The sequence below is a fragment of the Novosphingobium subterraneum genome, assembly GCF_000807925.1.
Classification (GTDB): Bacteria; Pseudomonadota; Alphaproteobacteria; order Sphingomonadales; family Sphingomonadaceae; genus Novosphingobium; species Novosphingobium subterraneum.
On sequence record NZ_JRVC01000001.1, the window covers coordinates 325256 to 339259 of the forward strand.

General features: G+C 63.6%; 16 protein-coding genes. 9 read left to right on the top strand and 7 right to left on the bottom strand.

Annotated elements, in window-relative coordinates; translation table 11 throughout:
- Positions 1-27 precede the first annotated feature (27 nt).
- The 9 genes from NJ75_RS01560 to NJ75_RS01600 all read left to right on the top strand — a co-directional run bounded on the left by NJ75_RS01560 (position 28) and on the right by NJ75_RS01600 (position 8815).
- Entirely contained in the window at positions 28-705 is a 678-nt protein-coding gene (locus NJ75_RS01560; RefSeq protein ID WP_232824572.1) for a cytochrome c3 family protein, read from the top strand.
- Entirely contained in the window at positions 692-1135 is a 444-nt protein-coding gene (locus tag NJ75_RS01565; RefSeq protein WP_052241802.1) for a DUF1622 domain-containing protein, read from the top strand. Before NJ75_RS01560 ends, NJ75_RS01565 begins: the two co-directional genes overlap by 14 nt.
- 11 nt (positions 1136-1146) lie before the next feature.
- The gene (locus NJ75_RS01570) at positions 1147-1512 is read left to right on the top strand and encodes a four-helix bundle copper-binding protein (protein WP_039330916.1); all 366 of its coding nucleotides are present in this window, start codon (positions 1147-1149) and stop codon (positions 1510-1512) included.
- A 180-nt stretch (positions 1513-1692) separates the two neighbouring features.
- A complete protein-coding gene (locus NJ75_RS24215) occupies positions 1693-2061 on the top strand; it encodes a hypothetical protein (RefSeq protein ID WP_156135673.1) in 369 nt (122 codons plus the stop codon).
- A gap of 263 nt (positions 2062-2324) precedes the next feature.
- Complete coding sequence (locus NJ75_RS01580) at positions 2325-3845, top strand: aldehyde dehydrogenase family protein (RefSeq protein ID WP_052241808.1); 1521 nt, start codon at positions 2325-2327, stop codon at positions 3843-3845.
- A 25-nt stretch (positions 3846-3870) separates the two neighbouring features.
- The gene (gene adhP, locus NJ75_RS01585; RefSeq protein WP_039330746.1) at positions 3871-4896 is read left to right on the top strand and encodes an alcohol dehydrogenase AdhP; all 1026 of its coding nucleotides are present in this window, start codon (positions 3871-3873) and stop codon (positions 4894-4896) included.
- 27 nt (positions 4897-4923) lie between these two features.
- Entirely contained in the window at positions 4924-6615 is a 1692-nt protein-coding gene (locus tag NJ75_RS01590) for a copper resistance system multicopper oxidase (protein ID WP_039330748.1), read from the top strand.
- A gap of 182 nt (positions 6616-6797) precedes the next feature.
- Positions 6798-7598: a copper resistance protein B gene (locus tag NJ75_RS01595; protein ID WP_039330921.1), complete on the top strand. Its 801-nt coding sequence runs from the start codon at positions 6798-6800 to the stop codon at positions 7596-7598.
- Entirely contained in the window at positions 7595-8815 is a 1221-nt protein-coding gene (locus NJ75_RS01600) for an MFS transporter (protein ID WP_082013215.1), read from the top strand. The genes NJ75_RS01595 and NJ75_RS01600 overlap by 4 nt, the downstream gene beginning before the upstream one ends.
- A 124-nt stretch (positions 8816-8939) precedes the next feature.
- On the opposite strand, the gene NJ75_RS01605 is transcribed toward NJ75_RS01600, so the two are convergent.
- The 7 genes from NJ75_RS01605 to NJ75_RS01630 all read right to left on the bottom strand — a co-directional run bounded on the left by NJ75_RS01605 (position 8940) and on the right by NJ75_RS01630 (position 13726).
- Entirely contained in the window at positions 8940-9386 is a 447-nt protein-coding gene (locus tag NJ75_RS01605) for a response regulator (protein ID WP_052241814.1), read from the bottom strand.
- Between the two features lie 100 nt (positions 9387-9486).
- Positions 9487-10095 (bottom strand): response regulator transcription factor, encoded by a 609-nt coding sequence (locus NJ75_RS01610; RefSeq protein WP_039330750.1) that lies wholly within the window; start codon positions 10093-10095, stop codon positions 9487-9489.
- Complete coding sequence (locus NJ75_RS01615; RefSeq protein WP_052241816.1) at positions 10085-11626, bottom strand: PAS domain-containing sensor histidine kinase; 1542 nt, start codon at positions 11624-11626, stop codon at positions 10085-10087. Before NJ75_RS01615 ends, NJ75_RS01610 begins: the two co-directional genes overlap by 11 nt.
- A 335-nt stretch (positions 11627-11961) precedes the next feature.
- Complete coding sequence (locus NJ75_RS01620) at positions 11962-12390, bottom strand: DUF411 domain-containing protein (protein ID WP_039330752.1); 429 nt, start codon at positions 12388-12390, stop codon at positions 11962-11964.
- 60 nt (positions 12391-12450) lie between these two features.
- A complete protein-coding gene (locus NJ75_RS01625) occupies positions 12451-12651 on the bottom strand; it encodes a hypothetical protein (RefSeq protein ID WP_039330754.1) in 201 nt (66 codons plus the stop codon).
- A gap of 17 nt (positions 12652-12668) precedes the next feature.
- Positions 12669-13010, bottom strand: coding sequence for a hypothetical protein (locus NJ75_RS24220; protein ID WP_137775969.1), 342 nt, complete (start codon positions 13008-13010; stop codon positions 12669-12671).
- On the bottom strand, positions 13007-13726 hold the full coding sequence (locus NJ75_RS01630) for a PepSY domain-containing protein (RefSeq protein ID WP_039330756.1): 720 nt from the start codon (positions 13724-13726) through the stop codon (positions 13007-13009). Before NJ75_RS01630 ends, NJ75_RS24220 begins: the two co-directional genes overlap by 4 nt.
- Positions 13727-14004 lie beyond the last annotated feature (278 nt).

Genomic DNA, 14004 nt, shown 5'->3' on the forward strand with positions numbered 1-14004 from the left:
CTTTTTTGGCTCTTCGTTCTCGCGACCGTGGCTCTGCTGGTGGGTGCGCCATTGGCCTTGCGCACGAACGCGCCTTCCGAGGCCGGGATTGTGGAGCGTTTTGTCGCTCCCGGACCCTTGTCGAGCGCCCACCGGTCGCTGGCCGGACAATGCGCCAGCTGCCACACGCCCCTCAAGGGAGTTGAGGCGAAGACCTGCCTGTCATGCCACGCCGGAACCGAGTTCGGGGACAAGCAATCGACCATGTTCCATTCCCAGGCCACGCAATGCAGTTCCTGCCATGTCGAGCATCAGGGCAATCAGGGGATTGTCCAAATGAGCCACGCCGCGTTGCTCGATCCGAAGAACTGGAGCGGCCCGGCTCTGCAAATGCAATCCCGCAAACCCCTGGCGACGTCCGGTGCGACGCTCGATTGTGCGAGCTGCCATTCGATCAGGGACAAGCATCTCGGGCTGTTCGGCGCCGATTGCGCCACCTGCCACAGCACCGATTCGTGGACGATTGCCAGCTATCGCCACCCTTCGACCAATTCGACGCAGTGCGTCGAGTGTCACAAAGCGCCTCCCAGCCACTATATGGAACACTTCAGCATGGTTTCGCAGCGGGCCGCACGCGAGAAGGCCCGGGTCGATCAGTGCTATTCCTGCCATACCACCGACAGCTTCAACAACATCCGGCGCCGGGGGTGGTATGATCACCATTAACGCGCCCTGGCTAAGCCAGTTTTTCCACCTGGCCGTCGTCGTTCTGGATCTGGCCGGCACCTTGGTCATCCTGGTCGGCGCGGCCTATGCCAGTGGCGTGTTTCTCCGGGCGTTTCGAGGGAGCGACCGGTCGCGCGCCTATCTCGCCTTCCGTTCGACGCTGGGGCGCAGCATTCTTCTGGGTCTCGAATTCCTGGTCGCAGGCGACATCGTCAAATCGCTGGTGATCAACCCGACAATCGCCGACCTGGTCGTACTGGCCGGGCTGGTCCTGGTGCGCACGTTCCTCAGCATCTCGCTCGGTGTCGAGATCAATGGCCATTGGCCCTGGCAGGATACCGTCATGGCGCGTCATCGCTCGCTTGCCGCAGGTAGCGGTGGCCAACCCGGCTGCGGGGAGAATCCCGGGATCGATCCAAACGGTTCATGATGGAGGTAAGGATGATCGAACGCAGAACCCTGTTGGCGAGCGGTACGGCGCTTCTCGCTTCAGGAGTGGCAAGCGGCGCTGTCGCAAGCGATGGTTCGGGGCACGCCGCAGCAATGGCGATGCCGATGAAGGACTGCATCGATCTTTGCGCCGCGTCGCATGCCATGTGTTTGGAGACGGCGAACTATGTCGCAAGCTCGAGCCGATCGCCGGCCAGCGCCCCGCTGCTCACGCTCCTGAGCGATTGTGCGGACGCTTGCGACCAGTGCGCTCGCGAATGCGAGCAGCGGCGTGACGACCCGCAGCTGACCCATTGCGCTGAAGCCTGTAGACGGTGTGCGGAAGGCTGCCGCCATATGGCCGCGATGGCCGACTGAACGGGGCGCTTCGCAAACTACGTATAGTTTCAAGCGGCGGGTGGTCCCATTGCAGAGCCAAGAAGCGGCGAGAAAAACGCAAGAGTATCGCCAGTTTAGCGGAGACGCGAAATGACCCGGAAAGCCATCTATCTTACTGTTTTCGGCTTGCTCACCAGTGTCGGCGGCGTAGCCTATGTGATGGCCGACGAACTGCCGGCCGACATGCCTGCGGTCACGGCCCCAAAGCCCACAGCATCACCCAAAGCGCCTGTCGCCCCGCCGCCGCCGTCGACCACGGCCGCTCAGGACCATGCGCACCAGCAGGGCATGGATCACGGCGGGCAGCAGATGCACGATCAAATGATGCAGGACCACCAGATGGGCATGCAGGGCATGCAGCAGCAGGGCATGCAGCAACAAGGTATGGGCGGCATGGCGGCGCAAGGCGGCAAGGCGGGCATGCCGATGAAGCCGGGCAAGGATTGTTGCCCGAGCAAAGGCATGAAGCCAGCGGACAAGCCCATGGCGATGCCCTCGGACAAACCGATGCCGATGAATGACATGTAGACTCCGCTCCCCGGAGCTGACGGCCCGCCGCCCCGCCCCCGGCGGCGGGCCGTTCTTGCCCCCCTTTCGCCGCAAAGGGCCGGATTTGCGCCATGTATCGCTAGGACCACGCGCGCTCCCGTCAGACTCAAATCGCGGGACAAACCCTGAGTGCAAGCGATGCTCGATAGGCGGCGGGCGAACGGGGTAACCGGATCCTGCCGCAAGGGCCGCGCTTGGCCGTCACGCACACACTTGACGAGGACAACACAAGGACCGGGATCATGTTCGAACAGGCCATCGAGACAATCAATGCCGCGCCAACTTTCCGGCATCGCTACGACAATTTCATCGCCGGGCGCTGGAGCCCGCCTTCCACAGGCCAATATTTCGCCGACACGAGCCCGATCAACGGCGCGCTGATCGCCGAGTTCGCCCTCTCTACCACCGAAGATGTCGAGCGCGCGCTCGACGCTGCCCACTCCGCCAAGGACCAATGGGCGAGGCTTGCGCCGGCCGAGCGCGCAACGCTGCTCAACAGGATCGCCGACCGTCTGGAACACAATCTTGAACTGCTGGCGCTTGCCGAGACGATCGACAACGGCAAACCGATCCGCGAGACGCGCGCCGCCGACGTGCCGCTCGCGATCGACCATTTTCGTTATTTCGCCGGCTGCATCCGGGCGGAAGAAGGCACGATCTCGACGATCGACGCCGACACCATCGCCTATCATTTCCGCGAGCCGCTCGGCGTCGTTGGCCAGATCATCCCAAGGAACTTCCCGCTGCTGATGGCGGCATGGAAGATCGCCCCGGCGCTTGCCGCCGGCAACTGCACGGTCATCAAGCCGGCTTCACAGACGCCGCTCACGCTGCTGATGTTGGCCGAGCTGACCGCAGATATCCTGCCCCCGGGCGTGCTCAATGTGGTGACCGGACCAGGCCGGACCGTCGGTCAGGCGATCGCCGCCAATCCGCGGATCGCCAAGGTCTCGTTCACCGGCGAGACCGTGACCGGCAAGCAGATCATGCACGCTGCCGCGAATCACCTGATTCCGCAGACGATGGAGCTTGGCGGCAAGTCACCCAACATCTTCATGGCGGATGTCCTCAATGAGGACGACGCGTTCCTCGCCAAGGCGATCGAGGGCTTCACGCTGTTCGCATTCAACAAGGGCGAGGTCTGTACCTGTCCGTCGCGCGCGCTGGTGCACGAATCGATCTTTGATCGCTTCATCGAGCGTGCGGTCGCGCGCGTCGCCGCGATCCGCCAGGGCGATCCACTCGACCCCGCGACCCAGATCGGCGCCCAGGCCTCCGAGGACCAGCTCCACAAGATCCTTGGCTATATCGACGTCGGCAAGGCCGAGGGCGCGCAGTGCCTGACCGGCGGTGCGCGCGCGCTGCCCGGGGGTGACTTGAACAAGGGCTTCTTCGTCCAACCGACCGTGTTCGTGGGCCAGAACCACATGCGCATCTTCCAGGAGGAGATCTTCGGTCCGGTCCTGGCGGTGACGACCTTCAAGACGGTCGAGGAAGCGATCGCGATCGCCAACGACACCGCCTACGGCCTGGGTGCTGGTGTCTGGACCCGCAACGGCAACACTGCTTACCGGCTGGGCCGCGCGATTGAGGCCGGCCGGGTCTGGACCAACTGCTATCACCAATATCCCGCCCACGCCGCTTTCGGCGGATACAAGGCGTCGGGCTTCGGGCGCGAAAACCACAAGGCGATGCTCGACCATTACCAGCAGACCAAGAACCTGCTCGTCTCTTACGACGAGCGCGCTCTCGGCCTGTTCTGACCTTCCTTCTGATGGAGAAGCAGACATGGCGAAAACCATGAAGGCGGCAGTCGTCCGCGAATTCGGCCAGCCGCTGGTCATCGAGGAGGCGCCGATCCCAGTGGTCGGTCCTGGTCAGATACTCGTCAAGATCGCGGCGACCGGCGTGTGCCATACCGATCTGCATGCCGCCGAGGGCGATTGGCCGGTCAAGCCCAACCCGCCGTTCATTCCGGGCCATGAGGGCGTCGGCCATGTCGCCGCGGTCGGATCGGACGTCACCCACGTCAAGGAAGGCGACCGCGTCGGCGTGCCCTGGCTGTACACAGCCTGCGGCCACTGCGTACATTGCCTGGGCGGCTGGGAAACGCTGTGCGAAAGTCAGCAAAACACCGGCTATTCGGTCAACGGCAGCTTCGCCGAATATGTCCTCGCCGACCCGAACTATGTCGGCCACCTGCCCGACAATGTCGATTTTCTCGACATCGCGCCGATCCTCTGCGCGGGCGTCAACGTCTACAAAGGCCTCAAGGCCACCGAGGCGAAGCCGGGTCAATGGGTTGTGATCTCCGGAATCGGGGGGCTTGGCCACATGGCCGTGCAATATGCCCGTGCGATGGGCCTCAACGTGGCGGCGGTCGACATCGACGATCGCAAGCTCGATCTCGCATCTCGTCTCGGTGCCACGCTGACGATCAACGCGTGCGATGAGATTCCTTCGGCGGCCCTCAAGAAGGCGATCGGCGGCGCGCATGGCGCGCTGGTCACTGCGGTCTCGCCCACAGCGTTCCAGCAGGCGCTCGGCATGGTCCGCCGTGGTGGCACGGTGGCGCTCAACGGTCTGCCGCCAGGCGACTTTCCGCTGTCAATCTTCGACACCGTTCTCAACGGTATCACCGTGCGCGGCTCGATCGTCGGCACCAGGCTCGACCTTCTCGAAGCGCTGACCTTCGCCGGCGAGGGCAAGGTCCACGCAACCGTGCATGCGGAGAAGCTCGAGAACATCAACGATGTCTTCTCGCGCATGCGTCACGGCGACATCGAAGGCCGGATCGTTCTCGATCTGGCGTGATCCCATCATTCGCGAAAGATACTGTCCATGCTTCCTTTCCACAGCCTGCCTATCGCGCGGCGCCATTTCGTCCAGGGTCTGGCGGTCGGCGGTGCGGTTGCAGGCTTCACCCCGGCGCTTCTCGCACGGTCCACTGCCGCTTCGGCGGCAGAGCTGCGCGGCACCGAGTTCGACCTTGAGATCGCCGAGCTGCCGGTCAATTTCACCGGCAAGCGCCGGGTCGCGACTGCGGTGAACGGGGCCGTGCCCGCGCCGGTTCTCCGGCTGCTGGAAGGCGACACGGTTACGCTGCGCGTACGCAACAGCCTCAAGGAGATGTCGAGCATCCATTGGCACGGCATCATCCTTCCGGCCGAGATGGACGGCGTGCCGGGCATCAGCTTCGCCGGCATCGCGCCCGGCGAGACCTTCACTTACCGCTTCGAGCTGCGCCAATCGGGCACTTACTGGTATCATGCCCACACGCTTGCCGAGCAGACCGGCCTTTATGGCGCGATCGTCGTCGAACCGCGTGGGCCCGTCGCCGCGCCGGATCGGGACTATACGGTGATCCTCAGCGACTGGTCTGACGAACCGCCATTGCAGATCTTCACCAACCTCAAGAAGCTGAGCAGCTACTACAATTTCGCGCAGCCGACGGCGGGCGACTTCCTCAAGGACGTACGCCAACTGGGGCTCGGCAAGGCGCTCGATCGGCGGGCGATGTGGAATGGCGCGCGGATGAGCCCGACCGATTACAGCGACGTCTCGGCGGCGACTTACACCTACCTCATGAACGGGACGCCGCCTGCGGGCAACTGGACCGGCATCGCCGCGCCCGGCGAGCGGGTCCGGCTGCGCTTCATCTGTGCGGGGACCGCGACCTTTTTCGACGTACGGATTCCGGGGGTCGCGCTGACCATCGTCGCGACCGACGGGCAACCTGTCGAACCGGTTACGGTCGACGAGTTTCGCATCGGCCCCGGCGAGACCTACGATGCCGAGTTCACCATGCCCGACGCTGAAGCCCATACGATCTTCGCTCAGTCGATCGACCGGACCGGCTATGCCCGCGGCACGATCGCGCCTGCGCCTGGCATGACTGCGGCGGTACCGCCGCTCGACGAACGGCCCTGGCTCGAACCAATCGACATGATGGGTGCAATGGCCGCGATGGACGGCGGCGAACACGCCGGACATGGGATGGCCGAAATGCCGCCCAAGGCCCGGCACGCCCGCACTGAATATGGCGCGAACACCGACATGCGGGTCGATTATCCCCGCAGAAATCTCGACGATCCCGGCGCCGGCTTGCGTGACCGCCCCTGGCGCGTTCTGACGCTGGCGGACCTGCGCACGCCGAACGGCGATCCCGATCCCCGCGAGCCGGAACGCGAGATCGAACTCCACCTCAACGGCAATATGGAGCGCTTCATCTGGGCGCTCGACGGGATCAAGCTCAATGACTCGCGCCCTCTGCATTTCCGCCCGAACGAGCGGCTTCGCGTCACGTTGGTGAACGACACGATGATGTCCCATCCGATGCATCTCCACGGAATGTGGAGCGATGTCGAAGGCCCGGATGGCAAGTTTCGGGTGCGCAAGCATACCGTAGTCGTCCAGCCCGCCCAGCGCGTCAGCTTCCGCGTGACGGCCGATGCGATGGGCCGATGGGCGTTCCACTGCCACCTGCTCTACCATATGGCGGCCGGCATGTTCCGCGAGGTGGTGGTCGCATGATGAGCCACGCACACCCCCGCACCGCACAATTCGCTCTCGCCACCATCGTCTCGGTTGCGGTCGCGACTCCAGTTCGGGCCCAGGAAGCTCCGCAACAGCCACCGGCCGCTTCCCAGGCCGACCAGTCGGTCAAGCCCGCGCAGGAGCCGCAGCCCGCTCCGCCGGTCGAAAATCATGCGAGTATGAACATGCCCGGCATGGATATGTCCGGAGCGGGCAGGTCGCCAGACAGCACGGAGATGGACACGGGCAAGATGCAGGGCGGCAGGGCACCGCGCGATGCCCGCAATTCCGACGACTATGCCGATGGTTACCGCAACTCGACGCTGCCCAATTACGAAATGGCCGACAAGCTCTCGATCCCCAAGATCCTGGTCGATGAGCTCGAGTTCGCCACGGGCAACGAGGGACAGGGGTTCGGCTGGACAGTGCTGGTCACAAACGGGCCGGACGACAACAAGCTCTGGCTCCGCAGCCAGGGGCTCAAGAATTCACGCGATCGGCTCGATCCCGAGAGCAGCGTCGAAGGGTTCTGGTGGCACGGCGGGGGCGCATTCTGGGGTACGTTGGTCGGCGTTCGCCAGGATCTCGGGAAAGGTGGCACGACTTGGGCCGCCGTCGGCGTTGAGGGCCTCGCTCCCTACTGGTTCGACATTCAGCTGACCGGCTATGTGGGCGCCGATGGCCGCTTGGCGGCGCGCGCCAAGGCCTCCTATGAAATCCTGTTCACCAATCGCCTCATCCTGACGCCTCAAGTCGAGACCAACATCTACAGCAAGCGATCTACCGACCGCGAGCTTGGTGGCGGCTTCAGCAATGTCGAACTCAGCGGTCGCCTGCGCTACGAGTTTTCTCGAAAGTCCGCGCCCTATGTCGGTTTCGTCTGGGAACGCGCGCTCGGCGGCACCGCCGACTTTCGGCGCGCCGAGGGCGAAAGCCCGGTCGAACGTCGCGTCGTCGTCGGCTTCCGACTGTTGCTGTGATTCTGGGGCGGCTGTCCGAGACATGGCAGACCGGCCTCGGCCATCTTGCGCGCCCGCAAGGCAGGCAATCGCTCTCGTCCATTCTTCTTCTGCTCGCCGTAGCCGCTGCTGCGGCGGGGCAGACCGCCATTCTCGCCTTCCTTCCGGCCCTGGTTGATCGCAATGCCGCACAGCTTGCGCCGCGCCTGCATGACTTCCACGTCGCCAGCCTTACCGGCGTCCATCCGCTCGCGGCCTTGCTGCTGGCCCCGCTCTGGGGCTGGCTCGCGGATCGGATGGATTACCGGATCCTGCTTCGCACCGCTCTCGTCGCACTCGCATTCGCGACGGCGCCAGTCGGAGCGGTGCCGCTACCGGCTCTCTATCTGCTCCGCGCGCTGGCCGGCATGGCCGCTGCGGCCATCATCCCGCTGGCGTTGCTGTCCGCGAGCTTCGCGGTTCCCGAGCGCGGCGAGCAGGCGAAGCGCTTTACCTGGCTAACGGGGTTCGTCTTCCTGGGGGACATGATTGGGCCTTTGCTCGCAGAGGGTTCCGCCGCCGTAACTCCCGGCGCACCCCTGCTGATGGTGGCGCTCGGCATCGCTGGCGTCGCCAGCCTGCTGTGCTTCGCCCATCTGCCGCCTCGGTGCATCGCTTGTTCCGAGATTCGCCACCCGCAATCGTCGTCCAGCCCCGCGATCTCGATGCTACTGCTCATCGCGGTCGTTGGTGGCGGTGGGCTCGCGGCCATGCATGTCGCCCTGCTCATCCCGCGAAGCACGGATGCGCCCAATCGAGAGACGATCGCCTGGATGCTTAGCCTTTGCGGGTTCGCCATGCTTGCCGCGCAGCTGTTCCTTGCAAGAGTCACCTGGCTCGTGACCTCACCGAGACGCCTCGCCGGCATTACCCTTGCCCTTCTCGCGTCAAGCGTCTTCCTCTATTCCCTCAACCTTGCGACCCTGCCTATGGCTGGCACCATCTTTGTGGCCGGCTGGAGTTCCGCAAGCCTTCGCCTGATCACCAGTTTCTGGATCGGCGGAAACACAGCTCCTTCGGGCTCGAGACTGGGTTTGCAGCATGCGGCGGCCAGCATCGGCCAGGCGCTTGCACCATTGGCCTTCGCACTGGCATCGCCGCAATATCAACCCGTCATCCTCTGGAGCATCGGCAGCCTTGCGCTGCTTCTCCTGCTTGTTCTGCCCCTTGTCTGGAGAGGGGCGACATCAGTCCAATGATAGTGGACGTCGGGCAACGGCCACATACTCCACCCGGGTTTCACCAACGGGGCCGCGCTTGGTCTTGGCCACCCTTTGGGCTGCCCAATACAAGGACCGCGCACTGAGAGAGCCGGAGACCAGACTAGCAGCCGCACCCTGTGCCGCCTTCGCGGTCCTCGTCACAATCCCCAGGCTCGGCGCAGTCGCACAAGCGGTACAGCGCCTCGAGAACCGGTGTTCGGATGAAGGGTTTCTGGATCACTTCTGCATAGCCGCAAGCTTTGGCCCGCAACCTCAGCTCGCGATCGCAAGATGCGCATATGAGGATCGCGGGGCCGCTCCATCCCTTGGCCCTGAACGCGCCGAGCAAGCTGACGCCATCGAGATCCGGCATGTTGTAATCGGCAATCATGCAGTCGGCGGAGAGCGAAGCCGGATCGGCCAGCAAGGCCGATGCCGATCGGTAGCTGAGCGGTTCATAACCCCGCGCATGCAGCAAGAATTGCAACGAACGGCGGATACTGGCCTCATCGTCGGTGATGAGAACCTTGTAGCGCTTCTTGCCAGGCTCGCTCTGACTTGTGGACATGGACCCTGTAACTGAAACTGAGAAGGCAACTCCTATCAGGAATCGCCGGTCTTGCGGACAATGTCCTTACGTAGATGTCACAGAATCCTAGATTCTTGTGCTAAAGACCAGCGGCGAAGGCAATCCGCAGCAGATCGGACAGGCTGTGCACATCGAGTTTTTGCATCAGGCTTGCCCGGTGAACCTCGACGGTGCGCGACGAACACCCGAGATCATAGGCGATCGTCTTGTTGGGATAGCCCTTGGCCAGACCCTCGAGGATCTCGCGTTCACGCGGCGTGAGTGACGCTATCCGCGTCCGCGCCTCCCGCTCTTCGAGATCGCGGCTATCGTTGCGTTCAAGTCTCGCAAACGCCCGCTCGAGGGCGCCGAGAAGCGCGGCCTTTTCGAACGGTTTTTCGAGGAACTCGACCGCTCCGGCCTTCATCGCCTGGACGGCAACGGTCACATCGCCATGACCGGTAAGGACGATCACCGGCATGTCGATACCGCGATCGGCCAACGCGGCCTGGACCTCAAGCCCATCCATCTCTGGCATCCGAACGTCTAGCACCACGCACCCTTTCGGCGCGGATTTCGCCGACTTCAAGAATTCGACGCCCGAACCATAGGACAGAACCTTGTAGCCCGCGCGCGACAAGACGAAGCCCGCAGATTTGCGGATAGCTTCTTCGTCATCGACGAGGTGAACGACACGACTATCGCTCATCGGCAGCCTCCTCAGCCGCATGCATCAGCGTGAAATGAAAACGGCTTCCGCCGGTGTCGGGATGCTCGGCCCAAATGCGTCCCCCATGGGCTTCGACGATCGTGCGGCAGATCGACAGGCCCAACCCCATCCCTTCCTGCTTGCCGCTGACGAAGGCCTCGAACAGTCGAGGGCGGATGTCGGGCGCGATGCCGGGGCCGGTGTCGTGCACCGTGACTTCGACGTATCCGTCCGGCCGAAGCCTGGTTCCAACGGTCAAATCCCGGACTTGGCTTTGCGCCGTGGCCTCAACCGCGTTGCGCATCAGGTTGAGCAGAACTTGCTGGATCTGCACCCGATCGACCAGCACTGGCGTCGCCAGCGGGTCGAGGTTGAACAAGGCGCGCACGCCATTCTCGCGGGCACCGGTTAGCGCGAGCCGACCGGCATCCTCGATCAGGCCAGGCAATTGCTCGACGCGCTTGTCGACCTCGCCCTTCGCAACGAATTCGCGCAGCCGGCGAACAATGTCGCCGGCCCGGAATGTCTCGTTCGCCGCTTCCGCGAGCGCGTCGCGCATGATTATCGCGTTCTCGTCGGCCGCCTCCTCGAGCATGTCGCGCGATTCCTCCAGATAGTTCGCCACGGCGGTCAACGGCTGGTTGAGTTCGTGCGCCAGCGTTGAGGCCATGGTGCCCATGGCGCTCAGCCGCGAGACATGGACCAGTTCGGCTTGCAATTCCTTGAGCTTGAGCTCGTCGCGCTCCTTCTCCGTCAGGTCGCGGATGAAGCCCGTGAAAATCCGTTCGCCATCCTTCCCCGCCTCGCCAACCGAGAGTTCAAGCGGAAAGGTCGTTCCATCGCGCCGTTGTCCGGTCACGACCCGGCCGATCCCGATGATCCGCTTCTCGCCGGTCGTGCAGTAGTGCTCCAGATAGGCGTCGTGGCGTTCGCGATCCGGAGTGGGCATCAGGCACGATACGTTGGCTCCGAGCAGCTCGCTTTCCTCATAGCCGAACAATCGTTCGGCCGCGGCGCTGAACGAGGAAATCCGGCCACGCTCATCGATCACGATCATGGCGTCCGGAACCGTCGCCAGGATCGAGTTCAAATGCTGTTCGCGCGCCTCCATCGCCTCGCGGATCGCGGCCTCTTCGGTGACATCGCGCGCGATGCAGAAATAGCCCAGCAATCGGTCGCCTTCGCGCAAGGCAGCAAACGACACATGTGCGAGATATTCCAAGCCCGATTGGCGAACCCGCCAGCCATTGCGCTCAAACGACTTGCCACGCCGGGCCGCTTCAAGATCGGCAACCGGAAGACCGGAAGCGGCTTCATCGGGCGCGTAGAAAATTTCGTGAGACTGACCGATAGCATCGGCCGGACACCAATGGTCGGCGCGCCCTTCGTCGTCGCTCAGCGCCAGGATCTGGCCACGACTATCGAGCAAAACAAAAAAATGCCCAGGGGCGCTCAGGAAGGCGAGATAGGCGAGCCGAGGCAGGTCTGGCTGGTTGCCATCCGGGGCCGGCCTGTGCCGATCGCCCGCCATGTCTAGCACGCCACGCTTGCGACCCGCGGGCGGAAAAGCCGGTCCTCGCGAAAGTCGCTTCGGGCAGTCATTGGAAACATGCGAATGGAATCTTCCGGTACACGCGCTGGGCCTTCGTTCTAGAATACGCACAGCGACCGGCCACCCCTCACGAATTTCGGACACGTGTCCCGTCCGCTGGCCGCACCGGTGAGGCGCGCTCATATTTTTCCCGGGAATCACCCCCGTGAGGGCTGCAGCGCTCGGGACAGCCCTCTCGGGGGTGATTGGCAGTTTACCGCGACATTTCGGCCTCGTTTGCAACGGCGGACCGGTCGAGTCAGCGCCGCAAACGGTCAATGCCGCGCATAGACAGTCGGCGCCCCGGCGCCGATGGCGTAAACCGCAAAGCGTTGGGGTTCCTGCCCCGGCACTTCCATCCCCGGCGACCCCAGTGGCATGCCGCCGACCGCAAGGCCGCTCACGCCTCTCGGCCTTGCCGAAAGGACACGCCGCATATCCTCGATCGGAACGTGACCTTCGAAGGCCATCCCGTCGATCACGGCGGTGTGGCACGAACGGAGGGTGGGTGGAATTCCATACCTTGCCTGAAGGGCTGCGCGGTTGGAGGCGTCGACCGCTCTGATGGTCTTGCCCAGCCCCTTGCGGACTTGTGCCGCCCACTTCTCGCAACAGCCGCATCCGGGATCCCGGTGCATGATTGCCGCGGTCGAGGCCATGGCGGGTGAACCCGCTAACGCCAGTGCCAGAATGAGTTTTCGCATTGTATATCTCGCCTTCCTGAAGTGCTCAGGCGGCAGCTAGCCGCCTGAGCACCGAGTTGCCTACTTGTGTTCCATGCCGCCCATGGCGTGGCCCGCATGATCGTCGGACGCTGCCTCGGCTTTGTCCTGACAACAGGCCATCTTGCCATGTTCGTCCTTCTTGCAGCAGCACTCCTTCTTCGGAGCGGAAGGCGGTTCTGCGGCAAAAGCCGCTGTCGACAGGGTGAGCGCGAACGCGCCAAGCAGATAGTTGAGTTTCATGATCTATTGCTCCGTGATCAGGTTGAATGATTTGGCATGGCCTGATCTCGCGGCGGCGGATGCGGTGGTTTGAGGGCAATTCCCTTAATCGAGGTTGCTGCCTCCTCTTTGGGCACCGGATCATTCCAGACTGCGACCGGCTGCACGGTCGGCGGCTCGGCCGCGCGTGAGGCGCAGGCATGACAAGCCATGGCAGAATCTTTCGCGTGACCATCGGGCACCGGAAGATGACCGTCTTGCGCGTTCGAGCAATCCATCGCCATCGATGTCGCCGCGGCTAGCGGTGCCGCATCAGCACACAACGGCCCGGTCTGTAATGCGAGGCCGAGAGCGAGAAACAGAACAGCCAAAAACTTCATGCCGCCCGCCTTTTCCGGCGAAACGGCCAGCGCATGAAGAGCAGGATCGCGCCCGCAATAGCGAGCACCAAGCCGCCGCACGCAAAGGCCAGCAACCACCAAGTGTTGAAATTCTCGTGGTTCTTCCAGTCCATGATGTGGAGGCTCCAGAAGAAATCGTAGAGCCGCCACGTCCCGTTGCGAACCGCCGTCAACTTGCCCGAGTCCGCCGCGACGAAAACGCTGGTGCTGTCAGGATCGGCAAAGGCCACGCGCCATGCGGGAAGCGCGCCGCGATATTCGGGGCTTTCGGCAAGGACGCGAGAAACTTTGGCATCGGGCTTGACCGGAGCCTTCCACGCATCGCGTGCAATTGCGAGGGCAAGCGCTGCGTCAACCGGCAGTAGTGGCGCGCCGCTCACCGCATCGAAAAGAGTGGTTCCCTCCGCCGTCGCGACCAGGGCGACTGGGCGATTGGCGAGCATGGCGAAGGATACCGACTCGACCGGGGTCTTGGCCGCCGCGACCAGGCGGGTCGGCGCGACGAAATCGACGCCTTTCGGCATCGCGACAACGCGCTCGCGGTCCACAAGATGTTCGCCGCGCACTTGCTCGATGGGCAGATAACTCATCAGCACACCGCTCGAAAACCAGATCAGGAGCTGCGCCCCGATAACCAGCGCCAACCATTTGTGAATGCGGCTCGCGGCGACATGAACCCTTACCTTCGCTCCCATTGGTCCCCCGATTTGCACCCATTGCGACCGCCTCCGATCACCATCGGCGTTCCGATTGTTGCCTTATCTTATGTCGCTCATGTCATGGCCCGCATGAGGATCGGCTTCGCCGGGCGGCGGTGCGGTCTTGGTGGGCACGGGCGTTGCAGCCTTGGATTCCGCTCTCTGTTGAGGTTTTGGTGCGCCGGCCCTTGAAGCTGGTTTTGGTTTCGGGGTGCTGGGCTCTGGTACCGGTTTTGCTTCGGATCGTTGCGGCGCGCCCTCCGGCCCCGCCGGTG